This window comes from Flavobacterium sp. (genome assembly GCF_043722275.1).
In the GTDB taxonomy this organism is placed as follows: domain Bacteria; phylum Bacteroidota; class Bacteroidia; order Flavobacteriales; family Flavobacteriaceae; genus Flavobacterium.
The window spans coordinates 61,071-78,123 of sequence record NZ_JAYSPC010000134.1; the positions used below are offsets into that span (position 1 = coordinate 61,071).

General features: G+C 33.5%; 14 protein-coding genes. 6 read left to right on the plus strand and 8 right to left on the minus strand.

The features are described from left to right. Positions 1–93: 93 nt before the first annotated feature. From ACHZDT_RS16560 to ACHZDT_RS16595, 8 genes are all read right to left on the minus strand, one after another. Positions 94–1,716 carry a UxaA family hydrolase gene (locus ACHZDT_RS16560; RefSeq protein ID WP_394775736.1) on the minus strand — a complete coding sequence of 541 codons (1,623 nt, stop codon included), beginning with the start codon at positions 1,714–1,716 and terminating at the stop codon, positions 94–96. 2 nt (positions 1,717–1,718) lie between these two features. Then, entirely contained in the window at positions 1,719–3,182 is a 1,464-nt protein-coding gene (locus ACHZDT_RS16565; RefSeq protein WP_394775737.1) for a tagaturonate reductase, read from the minus strand. A gap of 216 nt (positions 3,183–3,398) precedes the next feature. Continuing rightward, the gene (locus ACHZDT_RS16570; RefSeq protein ID WP_394775738.1) at positions 3,399–4,070 is read right to left on the minus strand and encodes a bifunctional 4-hydroxy-2-oxoglutarate aldolase/2-dehydro-3-deoxy-phosphogluconate aldolase; all 672 of its coding nucleotides are present in this window, start codon (positions 4,068–4,070) and stop codon (positions 3,399–3,401) included. A 10-nt stretch (positions 4,071–4,080) separates the two neighbouring features. Further along, positions 4,081–5,103: a PfkB family carbohydrate kinase gene (locus ACHZDT_RS16575; RefSeq protein WP_394775739.1), complete on the minus strand. Its 1,023-nt coding sequence runs from the start codon at positions 5,101–5,103 to the stop codon at positions 4,081–4,083. Positions 5,104–5,315: 212 nt separating this feature from the next. Beyond that, a complete protein-coding gene (uxaC, locus tag ACHZDT_RS16580) occupies positions 5,316–6,722 on the minus strand; it encodes a glucuronate isomerase (RefSeq protein ID WP_394775741.1) in 1,407 nt (468 codons plus the stop codon). A 24-nt stretch (positions 6,723–6,746) separates the two neighbouring features. Beyond that, positions 6,747–7,538: a gluconate 5-dehydrogenase gene (locus tag ACHZDT_RS16585; protein ID WP_394775743.1), complete on the minus strand. Its 792-nt coding sequence runs from the start codon at positions 7,536–7,538 to the stop codon at positions 6,747–6,749. Positions 7,539–7,540: 2 nt separating this feature from the next. Further along, a complete protein-coding gene (gene kduI / locus ACHZDT_RS16590) occupies positions 7,541–8,380 on the minus strand; it encodes a 5-dehydro-4-deoxy-D-glucuronate isomerase (RefSeq protein ID WP_394775744.1) in 840 nt (279 codons plus the stop codon). 87 nt (positions 8,381–8,467) lie between these two features. Then, complete coding sequence (locus ACHZDT_RS16595; RefSeq protein WP_394775745.1) at positions 8,468–9,937, minus strand: MFS transporter; 1,470 nt, start codon at positions 9,935–9,937, stop codon at positions 8,468–8,470. A 445-nt stretch (positions 9,938–10,382) separates the two neighbouring features. On the opposite strand from ACHZDT_RS16595, the gene ACHZDT_RS16600 reads away from it, so the two are divergent. The 6 genes from ACHZDT_RS16600 to ACHZDT_RS16625 all read left to right on the plus strand — a co-directional run bounded on the left by ACHZDT_RS16600 (position 10,383) and on the right by ACHZDT_RS16625 (position 16,877). Then, complete coding sequence (locus tag ACHZDT_RS16600; protein ID WP_394775746.1) at positions 10,383–11,327, plus strand: alpha/beta hydrolase; 945 nt, start codon at positions 10,383–10,385, stop codon at positions 11,325–11,327. Between the two features lie 994 nt (positions 11,328–12,321). Continuing rightward, positions 12,322–12,636 (plus strand): hypothetical protein, encoded by a 315-nt coding sequence (locus ACHZDT_RS16605; RefSeq protein ID WP_394775747.1) that lies wholly within the window; start codon positions 12,322–12,324, stop codon positions 12,634–12,636. Positions 12,637–12,983: 347 nt separating this feature from the next. Further along, positions 12,984–13,544 (plus strand): 2'-5' RNA ligase family protein, encoded by a 561-nt coding sequence (locus ACHZDT_RS16610; RefSeq protein ID WP_394775748.1) that lies wholly within the window; start codon positions 12,984–12,986, stop codon positions 13,542–13,544. 302 nt (positions 13,545–13,846) lie between these two features. Continuing rightward, entirely contained in the window at positions 13,847–14,770 is a 924-nt protein-coding gene (locus ACHZDT_RS16615) for a helix-turn-helix domain-containing protein (RefSeq protein ID WP_394775749.1), read from the plus strand. 350 nt (positions 14,771–15,120) lie between these two features. Then, complete coding sequence (locus ACHZDT_RS16620) at positions 15,121–15,849, plus strand: SDR family oxidoreductase (protein WP_394775750.1); 729 nt, start codon at positions 15,121–15,123, stop codon at positions 15,847–15,849. Between the two features lie 263 nt (positions 15,850–16,112). Next, positions 16,113–16,877 (plus strand): SDR family NAD(P)-dependent oxidoreductase, encoded by a 765-nt coding sequence (locus ACHZDT_RS16625; protein WP_394775751.1) that lies wholly within the window; start codon positions 16,113–16,115, stop codon positions 16,875–16,877. The last annotated feature ends 176 nt before the right edge of the window (positions 16,878–17,053 follow it).

Sequence of the window (17,053 nt, forward strand, 5' to 3'; positions counted from 1 at the left end):
ATAAACTAAAATGAACTTATATAACTTATATGGTTTAAAACAAAAAAAGACGCACTGATGTGCGTCTTGTACATGTATATTATGTTAAAAATCTTAAAGCGAAACTCCTCTTTTCCAGGGAATAAAATCGTTTTGGTTTAAGATCGCTGCTTTGGTTTTGATTGTACCACTTGCAACTTCTATTATAAATTCTAACATTTCATCGGCCATTTCATCAATTGATTTTTCTCCGGTGATAATTCCACCAGTATCGATATCGATAATGTCTGACATTTTTTTAGCTAAATCTGTGTTGGATGAAATTTTTACAACAGGAGCAATCGGGTTTCCTGTTGGCGTTCCCAAACCTGTTGTAAACAATACCATATTTGCGCCCGAACCTACCATTGCTGTAGTACATTCAACGTCATTTCCTGGTGTGCAAAGTAATGTTAATCCCGGTGTTGAAATATACTCACCGTAATCAAAAACGCCTGTAATTGGAGACGTTCCTCCTTTTTTAGCTGCGCCTGCAGATTTCATTGCATCTGTAATCAAACCATCCTTAATATTTCCCGGTGACGGATTCATATCAAATCCTGAACCTGCATCAACAACCGTTTTTTCGTACCATTTCATCAATTCCAAGAAACGTTTTCCGCCTTCATCTTCTACACAACGGTTTACCAATTCCTGTTCAACTCCACATAATTCAGGAAATTCAGAAAGAATTGTAGTTCCGCCTAAAGCAGCAAGTAAATCTGACGTTACACCTAAAGTAGGGTTTGCAGAAATACCTGAAAATCCGTCGGAACCACCACATTCCAAACCAATTTTTAGTTTTGATAACGGTGCCGGTTCTCTCTTAATTTCATTCGCTTTTTTAATCGCTTCAAACGTATCTTTTACAACACTGCTAAGCATTGTTTCAATAGTTCCTATTTGTTGCTGATCGTAAATTAAAACAGGCTTTTTACTGTTTGGATTGATCGCATCCATTGCATCTTTAAAAATCTGAATCTGCAAGTTCTGGCATCCTAAACTCAATACAGTTGCTCCAGCCACGTTAGGATTGTTTACATAACCCGCCAATAACTTCGCCAGACTATGCGAATCCTGACGAATTCCGCCACAACCACCTTGGTGCGTGATGAATTTAACTTCGATATTATTAAATAAATTAGCATCGTTTGAAGCGGCTTCATTTCCTGTACCGCCAGTTTCGGTTTTAACCAAAGAACGAAGCAACAATTGATAATCGTTCTCTTTTGGTTTCATTAATTCCTTCTCAAAAATATCTTTTAAGATTTCAATATTTCTGTTTTCACAGAATACTAACGGAAAAAACAACCAGACATTTTCAGTTCCAACTTGTCCGTCTTCTCTATGATACCCTTGCCACGTTCTGTCTTTCCATTTGTCAATATTTGGCGCATTCCATCCAATAGTTTCCGTTTTACCGGTCACTTTATCACTTTCATGTTTTACGTTTAATGTAGAAAGCAATCCTCCTCTTTCGATTCTGGCACTCGCTTTTCCCACCAAAACACCATACATAATAATCCTGTCTCCTATATTTAAAGGAACCATTGCGATTTTATGTTTCATTTTCACATCAGTTTCAATAGTAACATCTTCGCCTTCAAAGTTAATCACTTCACCAGCCAAAAGATTTACCAAAGCTACTGCTACGTTATCAGTAGGATTAACTTTTATTAATTTTTTTTGCGTTGCCATAACTAAACGTTCTGAGTTGTTGTATTTAATTGTTTTTGAAAATTGGCGAAACCATTCTCAATTCCGTTTGCGTCAATTTCTTCTAATGCGATTGCAATTGCTTTTGTCAAGCCCGGAACAAGCGTTAAATCTTCATCCCAGAAACTTTTATTTTGCAAAGTAAGTCTCGCTATTTTTTCGTAATCATCAGATTTCCAAAGTCCATCGAAGAAAGATACAATATCTTCATTATCTTTAACCGGTAAACTTTCGTTTTTCCATGTTCCTTTGTAGAAACGAATTAAACTCGCTAATGAAAAAGTCAAATTAACAGGCAACTTTTTGTTAGCATTATAATATCCTAATAAACTAGGTAAAACTCTTACTTTGAATTTCGAGACAGAATTTAATGCAATATCAGCAAGTGCATGTTTGATAAATGGATTTTTAAATCGGTCCATTACCTCCTCAGAATAGGCGATAATTTCATTTTTGTCCATATCCAGAGTTTCACTAATTTCACTAATAACGCTATTGACAAATTTTCCGGTAAAATCTCCGTCAACAGTTTCCATTACTAATTTGTTACCATACAAAAGTGAAAAAGGAACCATTGCTGTGTGCGCACCGTTTAAAACACGAACTTTAATCATTTTAAAGGGACGTATATCATCAACGATTTTTACATTCAAATTTGTTTTATGAAAAGGCAATTTTGTTTTTAAAGCATCTCCACCTTCAATAGCCCAAAGGAAAAAAGGTTCAGCAGCAACAATTAAATTGTCCTGATAATCTAATTTATTATTGTATTCTTCAATTTCAGCTCTAGGATATCCAGGAACAATTCTGTCAACCAAAGTACTGTGATATGTACAAGCATCTGATACCCAAGTTTTAAATGCATCTTCTAACTTCCATGTATCGCAATATTGCAAAATATATTTTTTCAGCGTCTCTGAGTTATAATCAATCAATTCACAAGGAATGATTGTTACTCCTTTAGAAGCATCTCCATTAAAATGTTTAAATCTTTCATATAATAAAACAGTCAGCTTTGCAGGAAATGACACTGGTGGCTGCATATCCGGAGTATCACTTTCAAGGAATTCAATTCCGGCTTCAGTAGTATTAGAAACAATAAACTGAAGCTCTTCTTCTTTGGCTAAAGCCAAATAATTTGCAAATTCAGTATATGGATTTATAGTTTTTACAATATTAGTAATCAACTCAATATCTTGTATCTTTTCGCCTTTTTTAATTCCGTTCATAAACAAGGTATAAAGACCGTCCTGATCATTAATCAGGTTTACCATACCGTCTTTCAAAGGTTGAACTATTGCAATACCGGCATTAAAATCAACTTCTTTATTTAGTTTGTGAAAAGCGTAATCAACAAAAGCTCTTAAAAAATTACCTTCTCCAAACTGAACTACCTTAATTGGATATAACTTTTCTAATCCTGTATTTATTCTATTTAATTTTTTCATTTTAAAATTTCTTTAAAAGTGTTTCAAATAATCACATTAAAACCTTATTTTCTCTTTTTTGACTTTCTCAAACTGTAAAAGAAACATTACACTTGTGTGAGAAAAATAAATTTTGAAGTGAGGAATAACAAAATTTATTTTACCAAGCGTAATGCTCAATTACAATCTCTAAAATCTAAAAAAAACGCATTTAAATAAGGATTGGCATGATTATCCTTATTTATTTCTTATATTTTTAATGATATCCAGCACCTGACTTACCTTTGTTTTTAGTCCGTCGTAATCCTTATTGTCAAGTATATCTTTTGAAATTAATTGTGACCCTAAACCAACACAGGTTGCACCTGCGTTTAACCATGAAGACAAGCTTTCTACGGTTGGATAAACTCCTCCCGTTGGCATAATGTTCGTCCACGGGCAAGGTCCTTTTATCGCTTTTATAAATTCCGGTCCGTAAATATCCGCAGGGAATAATTTTACGATTTCACAACCTAATTCTTCTGCTCTGGCAATTTCAGTTAAAGTTCCGCAACCCGGCGACCATAATACTTTACGTCGGTTACAGGCAATTGCGATATCTTCTCTAAAAACCGGAGTTACAATAAAATTAGCACCTAAACTCATGTATAATGAAGCCGCAGCAGCATCTGTAATTGAACCAACGCCCAACATCATTCCCGGTAATTCAGCCAAAGCATATTTGTTTAATGCTCCAAAAACTTCATGGGCAAAATCGCCTCTGCTCGTAAACTCCATTAATCGGGAACCACCATCGTAACAGGCTTTTAATACCTTTTTACTAATTTCTAAATCTGAATGAAAAAACAACGGAATCATTCCGTTTTCCTTCATTGTTAAAGCGACTTCAATTCTTGAATATTTTGCCATTTTATATAAATTATCTTGATACTAATGCAGAACCATCACCATCAATCATATTTTCAACTTCTTTTAAAGTAACCAGATTATAATCGCCTGCAATTGTGTGTTTTAAACAACAAGCTGCAACTGCAAAATCTAAAGCTCTTTGGTTATTATTTTGATATTCCTGCAATCCGTAGATTAATCCGCCCATAAAAGCGTCGCCGCTTCCTACTCTGTCTACAACTGGAGTAACTTCTTTTACAGCTGCCTGATAAATCGCTTTTCCGTCAAATAAAATTCCGCCAATTCTTTGATGTGAAGCACTTACAGAATAACGTAAAGTTGTCGCCACAGTTTTTAAATTCGGAATCAAATCAAACAACTTTGTATATAAAGCAGGAAGTGATTTTTCGTCCTGATAATTAGGGTTTACTTTCGGAATCCCCAACATGAAATAAGCCGTATCAATATCTCCTAAAATAACATTACTGTACCTTAACATTTCAGGCATAACATCACTTGGAGTTTTGCCATATTGCCACAATTTTGATCTGTAATTTAAATCGCATGAAATCGTAATTCCCAGTTTATGAGCAACTTTAATAGCTTCTAAACAAGCTTCGGCAGCACTTTGTGAAATTGCCGGAGTAATTCCACTCCAATGAAACCAGTTCGCGCCTTCTAATACTTTCTCCCAGTTAATTAAGCCTTTTTGGATAGTTGCCATTGAACTGTGCGCACGATCATAAACTACATTACTGCCACGTGTTCCGGCTCCGGTTTCAAGAAAATAAATTCCTAAACGCTCTCCTCCATAAATGATATTTTTAGATTCGACGTTCATTTTTCGCATTTCTTTTAATGCCGAACCTCCAATTTCATTTTCGGGCAATCGTGTTACAAATTCTGCATTTACGCCATAATTTGCTAACGAAACGCAAACATTAAATTCACCACCTCCGTAAGAAGCGCCAAATTCTTTTGCCTGCGAAAAACGCAAATGTCTCTCTGTCGAAAGACGCAACATAATTTCTCCGAATGCAACTACTTTACTCATATTATATTATTGTTTTTACCAGTAAAATTTTTCTTTTTTACCAAAGATTTCAATTGATTAAATAAGCAAGTTAGTTTGTCATTCCGACGAAGGAGGAATCTTCGTTATGTGCTCACGTTGCGGAGATTCCTCCTTCGTCGGAATGACAAAATGCGCAAAATCAGTTCATTCTTATTTGATTTTTAATCGCTTATTTGGTAAAATATTTATCCTTAAAATTTGAAATATTCTTTTGCGTTGTTATATGAAATGTCTGAAACCAGTTTTCCTATCCATTCCATGTCGTTTGGAAGTTCACCGCGTTTAATTTCATCTCCTAAAAGGTTACATAAAATACGTCTGAAATATTCGTGTCTCGGGAAAGACAAAAAGCTTCTTGAATCCGTCAACATTCCCACGAAACAACTAATTAATCCCATGTTTGAAAGGGCATTTAATTGTTTGGTCATTCCGTCTTTTTGATCTAAAAACCACCAACCCGAACCAAACTGTACTTTTCCGCGAACGCTTCCGTCATTGAAATTTCCAATCATGGTTGCCATCACTTCATTGTCAGCAGGATTTAAGTTGTAAATAATCGTTTTAGTCAATTTATCTTTACTGTCCAAAGCATTTAAAAAGCTTGATAATTTTTGCGCCTGCGGATAATCTCCAATAGAATCCCAACCTGTATCAGGTCCTAAAATTCTGTGCATACGCGCATTATTATTTCTTAAAGCCCCTAAGTGAAATTGCTGAACCCAGCCAAATTGATGATAGGTTTCGGACAAGAACAATAATATCGCACTTTGAAATTTCAATCCTTCTTCAGGCGTAATAATTCTGTTTTCTCTTTTCTTTTTGAAGATTGCATTTACTTCACTTTCAGTAAATTCTTCAAAATAAATCTGATCTAAACCATGATCACTAAGTTTACAGCCATTTGAATTAAAAAATTCAATTCTGTTTTTTAATGCGCTGCATAAATCCGAATAAGTAGTAATTGCAATACCGGACACATCCCCTAATGTGTCCAGATATGCATTATATCCATCATTTGAAATCAGGATGGCTTTATCAGGTCTGAAAGCAGTACTCATTTTAGTTCCAATAGGATTTTTTGCCAATTTCTGGTGAAACTCTAAATTATCAATCGGATCTTCAGTAGTACAAACCAATTCAGCGTTTACTTTTTTAAGAAGGTTTTGTGTGCTGTACGCCTGAGAATTAATTTTCTCTGTAGTTTCCAGATAAATTTTCTCTGCTGATTTTTCATTCAGCAAATCATAAATATCAAAATAACGCGCTAATTCTAAATGCGTCCAGTGATACAAAGGATTACGCATTGTGTAAGGAACCGTTTTTGCCCAGTTGATAAATTTATCTTTGTCTGAACCGTTTCCTGTAACAAATTGCTCGTTGATTCCTAACGTACGCATTGCGCGCCATTTGTAGTGATCTCCATTAATCCAGACTTGTGTTATGTTGTCAAAAATTTTATCCTCGGCAATAAACTGAGGATTCAAATGATTGTGATAATCAATTATAGGCTGATTTTTTGAGTAATTATGGTATAACTCTTCAGCGAATTTATTTTCAAGTAAAAAGTTATCGTTTATGAATGTCTGATTTGCGCTCATGTCTTTTTAAATATAATTGGAGAATTAATCTTCGTTTGATGGTTTACCAATTGTAGCCAGGATTCCGCCATCGACATACAAAATATGACCGTTTACGAAATCACTTGCTTTTGAAGATAAAAATATTGCTGCTCCGGCAAGATCTCCCGGATCTCCCCATTTTGCAGCTGGAGTTCTACTGATAATAAAATCGTTAAACGGATGTCCGTCAACTCTGATAGGTTTTGTTTGTTCAGTCGCAAAATAACCAGGTCCAATTCCGTTGATTTGAACATTATATTTTGCCCATTCTGTAGCCATATTTTTAGTCAGCATTTTCAATCCGCCTTTTGCAGCAGCATAAGCGCCAACCGTATTACGACCTAATTCGCTCATCATCGAACAAATATTAATGATTTTTCCCTGTCTTCTTTCGATCATTCCTCTTGCAACGTGCTTAGAAACGATAAAAGGAGAAACCAAATCAATATCAATTACTTCTTTAAAATCAGCAACTTCCATTTCGATTAACGGGATTCTTTTAATGATTCCTGCATTGTTGATCAAAATCGCAATTGGTCCAACTTCACTTTCAATTTTTTTGACAGCTTCAATAACTTCTTTTTCATCGGTTACATTAAATTTATAACCTACAGCATTTATTCCTTCACTTTGAAGTTCTTTTACAGCATCGTCAATTTTTTGTTGAGAAGAATTTCCATTCACAACAATTGTCGCTCCGGCTTGTCCTAATCCTTTTGCCATTGCCATTCCAAGTCCGTGCGTACTTCCTGTGATAAGGGCAATTTTTCCTTTTATATCAAATAAATCTGTCATGATTATCTTAATTCAGTTATTTTACAAACATCCATATCTCCGTAATCTAAGTTTTCGCCCGCCATTCCCCAAATAAAAGTATAATTACTGGTTCCTGACCCTGAGTGAATTGACCACGGCGGAGAAATAACTGCCTGATGATTGTTCATCCAGATATGTCTTGTTTCCTGAGGTTGTCCCATAAAATGACAAACTGCCTGATTTTCCGGAATATCCAGGTAAAAATACACTTCCATTCTGCGATCGTGAACGTGTGCCGGCATTGTATTCCAGACACTTCCTGTTCTTAATTCCGTCATTCCCATTTGCAATTGGCAAGTAGTTACAACACTGCCAATAATCATTTGGTTAACTGTACGGTGATTTGCCGTTTCTACTGTACCCAATTCAAGTTTATTTGCTTCTGCCAGACTCACTTTTACCGTTGGATAAGTAGTATGTGCCGGAGCCGAATTGATATAATATTTAGCCGGATTATTACTGTCGTTACTTTTAAAGATTACTTCTTTGTTTCCGCTTCCGATGTACAAAGCATCTTTAAATCCTAATTCATACGATTTGCCTTCAACAAGCACAGAACCGCTTCCTCCAACATTTATAATTCCGATTTCTCTTCTTTCTAAAAAATAACTTGCCTTAAGCGGATCGATACTTTCTAAGATTAAATCTCCTTTTACAGGAACTGCAGAACCAGCAATGTATCTGTCATAATGAGAATACGTTAAAACGATTTCATCTTCCTGCATTAAGTCATCAATTAAGAATTCATTTCTTAATTCCTGAGTATCATATTTTTTAACTGCTTCCGGACTTGACGCGTATCTTGAACTATATTTTGTCATAATTTTTAATTTAATGTAATCGATTGCACAAAATTAGATTTTTATTTTAAAAAACACATTTTTTGAACTATTAAAATTTTGCAAATATTATAAACCTGTGATCGGGCTGTATTTTGGTACCAAAGTTTTCATCACGATCCAACCTGTTAAATAACAAACAGCACAAATAGAGAAAATGATAAAATATCCTGCTTCAATACCGTGAAAGCCCATAAAAGCCATATTAGTTTCCTTAGCATGATCAAATAATAATCCTGAGCCTTTGTTGATTATTGTTGAACCAACTCCTCCTGCTAAACCGCCAATTCCTGTAATGGTTGCAATTGCTTTTTTAGGAAACATATCCCCTACTGTAGTAAAAATATTAGCCGACCATGATTGGTGCGCTGCTCCTGCAATACCAATAATAATTACCGGAATCCAATAACTTATATATCCTAAAGGTTGCGCGATTAGAGCTAATAATGGAAAGAACGCAAAAATTAGCATCGCTCTCATTCTTCCTTCATAAGGATTCATTCCTTTTTTCTCAACAAAATAAGTTGGCAGCCAACCGCCTATAATTGAAAGTAATGTAATCATATAGAGTACAAACAATGGCAAAGCTGCTTGTGTAGAATCCATTCCGTAAACCGAACTTAAATATGCCGGAGTCCAGAATAAAAAGAACCACCAAACACCATCTGTCATGAATTTCCCAAAGGCAAAAGCCCAGGTTTGTTTGTATTTAAAGCACTCCATAAAAGATACTTTAGTTGTAGTTTCAGGTATATAACCAACAATCTTAGCATCGGCAATATCATCCTGACGAATATATTCTAATTCTTCGACACTAACTCTTTTATGTCTTTCCGGTTTATCATACATAAAAATCCAAAATCCCATCCAGACAAAACCTAAAGCTCCAATGATAATAAAAGCCATTTCCCAACCAAAAGATTTCGCAATGAACGGAATCGATATAGGAGCCGCTAATGCCCCAACAGTTGCACCTGCGTTAAATATACTGGTCGAAAATGCTCTGTCTTTTTTAGGAAAATATTCTGCTGTGGTTTTAATTGCCGCAGGAAAATTCCCTGCTTCACCAACTGCCAGAACAAAACGGGCAAAAATGAATAATGTAACACTTACATTAATTACTAATCCGGTATCTTGTACTAAATCAATAGCCTGTTTTGCACCTTCAAAACCTACAAACCAGTTTCCTGTAATAATTCCTGCCGTTGCAATACCACAAAATGCATGTAAACAAGCTCCAAAAGACCAAATCCCGATTGCCCAAAGAAAGCCTTTTTTAGTATCTAACCAATCCACAAATCTTCCTGCAAACAGCAATGAAACTGCATAAAATATAGAGAATAAAGCCGTAATATTTCCGTAATCGTTATTTGTCCAATGAAATTCTGGTGCAATAAAATCACTCCAGGTTAAAGAAAGTACTTGTCTGTCCAGGTAATTGATAGTTGTTGCAAAAAATAGTAACGCGCAAATACTCCAACGATAGCTTCCAGTAGTTTTTCTGGTTTGGCTGATAATAACTTCCTCTTTTTGACTCATGGTAATGGTTAATTATAAAATTGATATTTTTTGGGTAATTTAATTTGCTTCTCAAAGCCAACACAAAGACAGCAAAACCAACACATTAAATCTAACAAATCAAAATAATGTAATCGATTGCACAAATATAGTTTTAAATCTTTATATTCCAAATAAATTGTATAAAAAATTATTTTATGTCATTAAATAAACATATAGAATAAAAATACATATCCAAAATTACACATTAAACAATATATTTGTTAAAAGCTAACGTGCGAAATTTGTCCTTTTTAAGGGGTAAAATTGTACTAAAAACAACACTTTCGAATCATTTTTTGCGAAGTATCTTATTTGGAGAGAAAAAAACTTTTTTAACCTTTATAAAAGAGAAAAATCACAGGAAAATTTCTATTTTTGAAAGTCTGCCAAATAAATTAATATTCAACTAAATCACTTTTATAAATTGAAAAATTCAAAAATACATTACTGGAAAAAAGCTTTTATAATCATAACTTTATTTGCAGGAATTACCAATCAGGCACAAACCAAAAATGAAATAATCCCACTTTGGAAAAAAATACCGGACGAAATTAAAGCTCCGGATTATAAGGAAAATGAAAGTATTACTGATGGAAAAGTACAAAGTACGAGTTTAGTTACGATTCCTACTTTGAGCATTTTTTTACCAAAGGAAAGTAAACCCAATCAAGCCGCAGTTTTGATTTTTCCTGGCGGAGGATATCAGCATTTAGCAATTGATAAGGAAGGAACAAAAGTTGCGGAATGGTTCAACAGTTTAGGAATTGTGGGTATTGTTGTAAAATATCGTTTACCAAACGATAAAATAATGAAAAACAAAAACATTGGACCGTTGCAAGATGCTCAGGAAGCGATGCGTTATGTGAGACAAAATGCTGCAAAATATAATATCGATCCCAATAAAATTGGAATCATGGGATTTTCTGCCGGAGGACATTTGGCTTCGACTTTAGCGACTCATTACGACGAGAAAACATATGAAACAACTTCTAAAATAAGTGCGAGACCAGATTTTGCACTTTTGATTTATCCTGTAATTTCCATGCAAAATGACATTACACATAAAGGATCTCAAGAAAGTTTATTAGGTAAAAATGCATCGCAAGATTTAATTGATTCGTTTTCAAACGAGAAAAGAATTACACCACAAACTCCGCCAACATTTTTAGTTCATGCCACAGATGATACTGTTGTATTGCCGGAAAATAGCATTAATTACTATTTAGCATTGAAGAAAAATGCAGTTAAGGCCGAGTTACATATTTACGAAAAAGGCGGACACGGTTTTGGTTTAGGCGTACAAGACACGAGTAAATTCTGGACAAGAGATTGCCAGGAATGGCTGAAAGTAAACGGTTATTGTAATTAAAATTAAGTTTTATGTAATTATTTTTAACACATAAAAACATAGTATTCATAGTTTGAAAGGCGTTTCACTTGCATAAAAACACAAAGCTATATGTGGGAAACCAATTTCTATGTGTTTAAAAATATTCATTAAATAAAAAAGGGTTTTTAGAATCAGTCAAATAACCGAATCTAAAAACCCTAAAAAAATGAGACTTATTGTATGTCTTGCAAACTTTCTACAAATTATCCACAAAGTGAATATGTCAAATTTTCATTCTAAAAAAAATTGTTTCTCCAAAAACAGTAATTTAAATAGAAATCAAAAAATGATGATTAAAAGGTAAATACCATCATCTATATCGATTTCTACAACACAAAACTACACCCTACTTTAGAGAAAACATTACGGCTTTCCTCATTGCAACAAGATTTTTTCAATTATTAACAATCGTTCTGCTTTAATTTATTGTATTTAATCAACTTAGGTGTTTTTTAAAAATGTAACTAAATTGTTAAGTTTTTTAGTTGCTAAGTTTTTTCTTAAAATAAATGTAGATACCAGAACCTTATTCGCTTAAAAATGAAACTTCTTGTCCTAGATTAAGCAACCACACTGAATTAACAGTATTACATTTGTCAAACAAATTACATGTTCTACTAAAACTAAAAATCTGAAATCTAAAATCTAAAAAAACTTAGTTACTCAGCAACTTAGAAACTTAGCAACCTTCTTTCTTATTCTAGATTAGGTTGAAAACAAGGATTTAAAAAATACATTTGTAAAACAAATTACAAGTTGTAAAAAACTGAAAATTGAATTTAAAAGAAAAAAAACTTAGTTACTCAGCAACTTAGAAACTTAGCAACTTTCTTTCTTATTCTAGATTAAGTTCAAGCTAATAATTAACTAATACCTTTGTAAAACAAATTACAAGTTCTATCTGAAATCTAAAAAAACTTAGCAACTCAGAAACTTAGCAACTCAGAACCTTAGAACCTAGAACCTTAAAAAAATGAAAACATTTGAATTCTTAATACTCGGAAAAAACGAAGCTATCTTAACTATTTTATTAAGAGTGGTTAACGCTTACGAAAACTGGAACGCAGTTGGTTTCAACGATGAAAATGAAGCTCAGGAATATTTTCAAAATCACAAAATCGACATTGTTCTCTTGAGTTCCGGAATCGAAGATCATGTCGAAAAAGAGTTTACATCTTTCTGTTTAAAAAACCAACCCGACGTCGAAGTCATTGAACATTTTGGTGGAGGAAGCGGATTACTAAAATCAGAAATAGAACACAGATTACATCTAAAAGGAAAAATTTAGGCCAAAATTCTCCCTTTTTAAAATCCAGTTAAGTCTTAAAAAACATCTGATTTCACGAATATCCAATGATAAATTGACGATATATCGTTAAAACCCTTATTGCCTTTTCCGAAAAACCTTTTAAAATAAAACACCAAATTTTGGATTATACTGTAATTCATAAAGTACCTTTTATTCAAAATATCGATTTGTATTATTTAGGTTAGGGAAAAAGAAAGCTGCTTTTGATGATGCAATTGGCGAAGAATCAAGGCAATCTTTTGGAACCAGAATCTGGAAAAGCTGGAGGCAATTCAAAACTAAACTTTACGATTTAAATTTTAAATTTGCATAAAACCAAATCTAAAATGGAAAAGAAATATTCAGTTGTCATTCATCCTTCACAAGAAATAATTGATTCGATCAAAACAATGAAAGAAGATTTGGCTTTAAAAATTGGTTGGTTTAACAGCAAAAATTCAGTCGCACATATTACCATTTGTGAATTCAAAATTGATGAATCCCAAATCGATAAATTCAAACAAAAGATATCTAAAATTGCTGATACGTTTACACCATTTAATGTACATCTAAATCATTTTGGTTCTTATGATAGCGGCGCTTTTTTTATTGGTCCTGATGAAGATTCTAAAGCGAATCTGAAACCAATTATGAAAAAAACTCAGGATGCGCTGCAACTTTCGAACTTAACAAAAAGCAGTGATCCTCATATTTCTATTGGTCGTAAATTATCGCCTGAAAATATTGCGATTGCTAATAGTTTATTTACCACAATAGACATGCATTTTTTATGCGACACTATTATATTACGAGAATTAGATCCAATTAAAAAACAGTTTTTTGTAATTGATACTTTTCAATTTGGGAGTAATCCCCAACCGGAATTAATTCAGGGAAGTTTGTTCTAGTTTCTAACCGCAAAGTTTTTACGCAAAGTTCGCAGTTTTCATCATCAATATTACCACAATCTTGTCATCCTGACGGAGGAAGGATCACACACGTAACTCGACAAAGATTGACGATTATCTTTACGGAATTAATAATGTGATCCTTCCTCCGTCAGGATGACAAACAATGAGAATAATTCCTTGCGAACTCAACAAAAAAACCTTGCGCTACTTGCGGTTCAATAAACACAAACCAGAGCAATCTGAAAACTAAAAAAACTTTTTATTATTTTTCGTATATTTGAATTTTACAAATCACACATATGAAATCACTAGATTCATTTTATCAGGATATTAGCGAAGGTACTTCTATAGAACCAAGTTCATTATTACCCAACGACATCAAAAAAGAGATTGGTCATTTTAATGTTTTTGACATCAAGGAACTTCTTGAGAGATTAAAAGAAAAGCCCGGTATGCCTTATGATAGACGTGCTTATTACAAAATAAGTTTGATAAGAGGTAAAAACAAAGCCGAATACGCCGATAAAATAATCGAAATCGAAAAACAGGGACTTTTATTTGCTACTCCAAAAATTCCATACAATTATTTACCGCAGGACACCAACCAATCCGGGCAATTTTGTGTTTTTACAAGCGAGTTTTTATCAAAAAATAAAAGCGGAATTGACTTGGACGAACTTCCTATTTTTGCTTCAGACGGATATCCTATTTTCCAGCTTACTGATGAAGAAGTTGCTGAAGTAGAATTGATTTTCAACAAAATACAAAAAGAAATCAATTCTGATTACATCTACAAATATGATTTAATCAGAAATTATGTCGCAGAGTTAATTCACTTTGGACAAAAATTACAACCTATAACTGCTTTATATTCAAAGCATAATTCGGCTGCGAGAGTTTCATCATTATTCGCCGAATTACTGGAAAGACAATTTCCAATTGAATCACCAAATCAGCGATTAGAACTTAGAACAGCAAAGGATTTTGCAGAACGATTATCCGTTCACGTGAATCATTTAAATAAAGTTTTAAAAGAAAACACAGGAAAAACAACAACCGAATTAATCACAACCAGATTAACGAACGAAGCCAAAATCCTTTTAAAACAAACGGATTGGAATATCTCTGAGATTGCATTTTCATTAGGTTTCGAGGAATTAGCGCATTTTTCTAACTTCTTTAAAAAACAAACCACTTATACGCCTTTAGCATTTAGAATGTAGATTTTAGATTTAGATTTTAGATTTTAGGTTTTAGATTTTAGGTTTTAGGTTTTAGGTTTTGAAAACTGGGATTTAGATTATTATAGATTCGTTCTTAAAAAAATCTGCAAAAATCCGTGTCTTCGCAAAGCGAATCCGCGTTGTCCGCGTTCAATTACACGCCTGCAAACTTTAGCCGATTCTTCAACTTTGCTCAGGAAGACATAAATGATAATTGGAATTTGGAATTTAAAAAATTGGAATTTTCACAACTCTTGATTTGAATTTCGCAAATATCGATTTGATATTTACAATTCCCCAACCCTACTTTGCTCCTACCTTTGTCTTATCAATTTAAAAGATCGAAAAAGATGAACTTATCAAACAACAAAATTCTAATAACAGGTGGCGCAAGCGGTATTGGACTTGGCTTAACCGAAAGATTTATTCAGGAAAACAATACCGTAATTATCTGCGGAAGACGTGAATCTGTTTTAAATGAAGTAAAAGCAAAATTTCCAACCGTAATTACTAAAGTTTGCGATTTAGCAATTGAAGCTGAACGCACAGCACTTTATGAATGGATTGCAGAAAATCACAGCGATTTGAATGTTTTAGTAAATAATGCAGGAATTCAAAAATGGGTTTCACCCACAGATGCTGACTTTTTTGAAAGTGCAAAAACTGAACTTGCTACTAATATCGAAGCTCCTTTACATTTAACTTCGCTTTTTATTCAGTTGAAATCATTGACAACAATTATGAATGTAACTTCTGGATTGGCGCTTTCTCCTTTTGCAAAAGTTCCGGTTTATTCCGCTACAAAAGCATTCTTTCGTTCGTTTACAATTTCGCTTCGTCATATCTTGAAGTCAAAAAACATTGAAGTAATTGAAATTATTCCGCCGGCATTAAATACAGATCTTGGTGGTGTTGGTTTGCATGATATACATCCAAGTGTAAGTGATTTTATCGTATCTATTTTTGAACAATTGAAAGATGGAAAAGATGAGCTTACTTTTGGAACCAGCGCAACGAGAATAAATGCAAGTGTTCCGGAATTAAAAGCATCATTTAATGCTCTACATTCTAATATTTAATTAAAAATTGAGAATTAAACACATAGAGACATAGCTTTAGGAACTTAAAAAAGACATTTCATTTATTTAAATACACATTGCTATGTGCCAGAAATATGTTTCTTTTTGTATTCTTTTTAAAACTACAAAATCTATGTTACTATGTGTTTAATTTTTCTCGCAGATTTAGCAGATCAAGCAGATTTTATAATCTATTTAATCAATTAATTTGCGGCATAGATTTTTAATTCTCAATTTTTAATTTAATAATAAACAAACATAAAATGGCAGTAAATACAAAAATTGCTCTTGTTACTGGCGGTAGCAGAGGTTTAGGAAAAAATATGGCAATTGCAATTGCAAAAAAAGGAATCGATGTTATCATTACTTACAACAGCAAAAAAGACGAAGCTGATTCAGTTGTAAAAGAAATCGAAAGCTTAGGACAAAAAGCCGCATCGCTTCAGTTAAATGTTGCAGATTCTAGTACATTTGATGGTTTTTTTAGCAATGTTTCTGAAGTTTTAAAAAGTAATTTTCAAACAGATAAATTTGACTTTTTAGTAAACAATGCAGGAATCGGAATTCATAATTCATTCATCGGAACAACCGAAGCTGAATTTGATCAATTGACTAATATTCAATTTAAAGGTCCATTTTTCTTAACTCAAAAAGCTTTGAATTTTTTAAATGATCGCGGTGGAATTGTGAATATTTCAACTGGTTTAGCCCGTTTTTCATTTCCTGGGTATGCAGCTTATGCAGCTATGAAAGGTGCAATTGAAACTTTGACTAAATATCAGGCAAAAGAATTAGGAACAAGAAAAATCAGAGTGAATGTTGTTGCTCCGGGCGCTATAGAAACTGATTTTGGCGGTGGCGTGGTTCGTGATAATGAACAAATGAACCAACAAATTGCCTCAGTTACAGCTTTAGGAAGAGTTGGTTTACCCGATGATATTGGCGGAGTTGTTGCTTTTTTATGTACCGAAGAAGCACGTTGGGTAAATGCACAACGTATCGAAGTTTCCGGCGGAATGATGCTGTAATTAATTGTGAATTATTAATTGTTGATTGTTAATTGTTGATTGTTAATTTAATCGTAGAGTTAAACCCGACAGGTTTTAAAAACATAAGTGTTCGGAAGAGTTAAATTGATTTACATATATTAGTATTAAAGTCTAATTGTATGGAAAAGAAAGTCACAGTAGGTTCTTTATTAAAA

What these genes read in the sequence shown, in the direction of transcription:
- ACHZDT_RS16560 (WP_394775736.1), bottom strand. Translation starts at nt 1,716, where the DNA reads ATGGCAACGCAAAAAAAATTAATAAAAGTTAATCCTACTGATAACGTA.
- ACHZDT_RS16565 (WP_394775737.1), bottom strand. Translation starts at nt 3,182, where the DNA reads ATGAAAAAATTAAATAGAATAAATACAGGATTAGAAAAGTTATATCCA.
- ACHZDT_RS16570 (WP_394775738.1), bottom strand. Translation starts at nt 4,070, where the DNA reads ATGGCAAAATATTCAAGAATTGAAGTCGCTTTAACAATGAAGGAAAAC.
- ACHZDT_RS16575 (WP_394775739.1), bottom strand. Translation starts at nt 5,103, where the DNA reads ATGAGTAAAGTAGTTGCATTCGGAGAAATTATGTTGCGTCTTTCGACA.
- uxaC (WP_394775741.1), bottom strand. Translation starts at nt 6,722, where the DNA reads ATGAGCGCAAATCAGACATTCATAAACGATAACTTTTTACTTGAAAAT.
- ACHZDT_RS16585 (WP_394775743.1), bottom strand. Translation starts at nt 7,538, where the DNA reads ATGACAGATTTATTTGATATAAAAGGAAAAATTGCCCTTATCACAGGA.
- kduI (WP_394775744.1), bottom strand. Translation starts at nt 8,380, where the DNA reads ATGACAAAATATAGTTCAAGATACGCGTCAAGTCCGGAAGCAGTTAAA.
- ACHZDT_RS16595 (WP_394775745.1), bottom strand. Translation starts at nt 9,937, where the DNA reads ATGAGTCAAAAAGAGGAAGTTATTATCAGCCAAACCAGAAAAACTACT.
- ACHZDT_RS16605 (WP_394775747.1), top strand. Translation starts at nt 12,322, where the DNA reads ATGAAAACATTTGAATTCTTAATACTCGGAAAAAACGAAGCTATCTTA.
- ACHZDT_RS16610 (WP_394775748.1), top strand. Translation starts at nt 12,984, where the DNA reads ATGGAAAAGAAATATTCAGTTGTCATTCATCCTTCACAAGAAATAATT.
- ACHZDT_RS16615 (WP_394775749.1), top strand. Translation starts at nt 13,847, where the DNA reads ATGAAATCACTAGATTCATTTTATCAGGATATTAGCGAAGGTACTTCT.
- ACHZDT_RS16620 (WP_394775750.1), top strand. Translation starts at nt 15,121, where the DNA reads ATGAACTTATCAAACAACAAAATTCTAATAACAGGTGGCGCAAGCGGT.
- ACHZDT_RS16625 (WP_394775751.1), top strand. Translation starts at nt 16,113, where the DNA reads ATGGCAGTAAATACAAAAATTGCTCTTGTTACTGGCGGTAGCAGAGGT.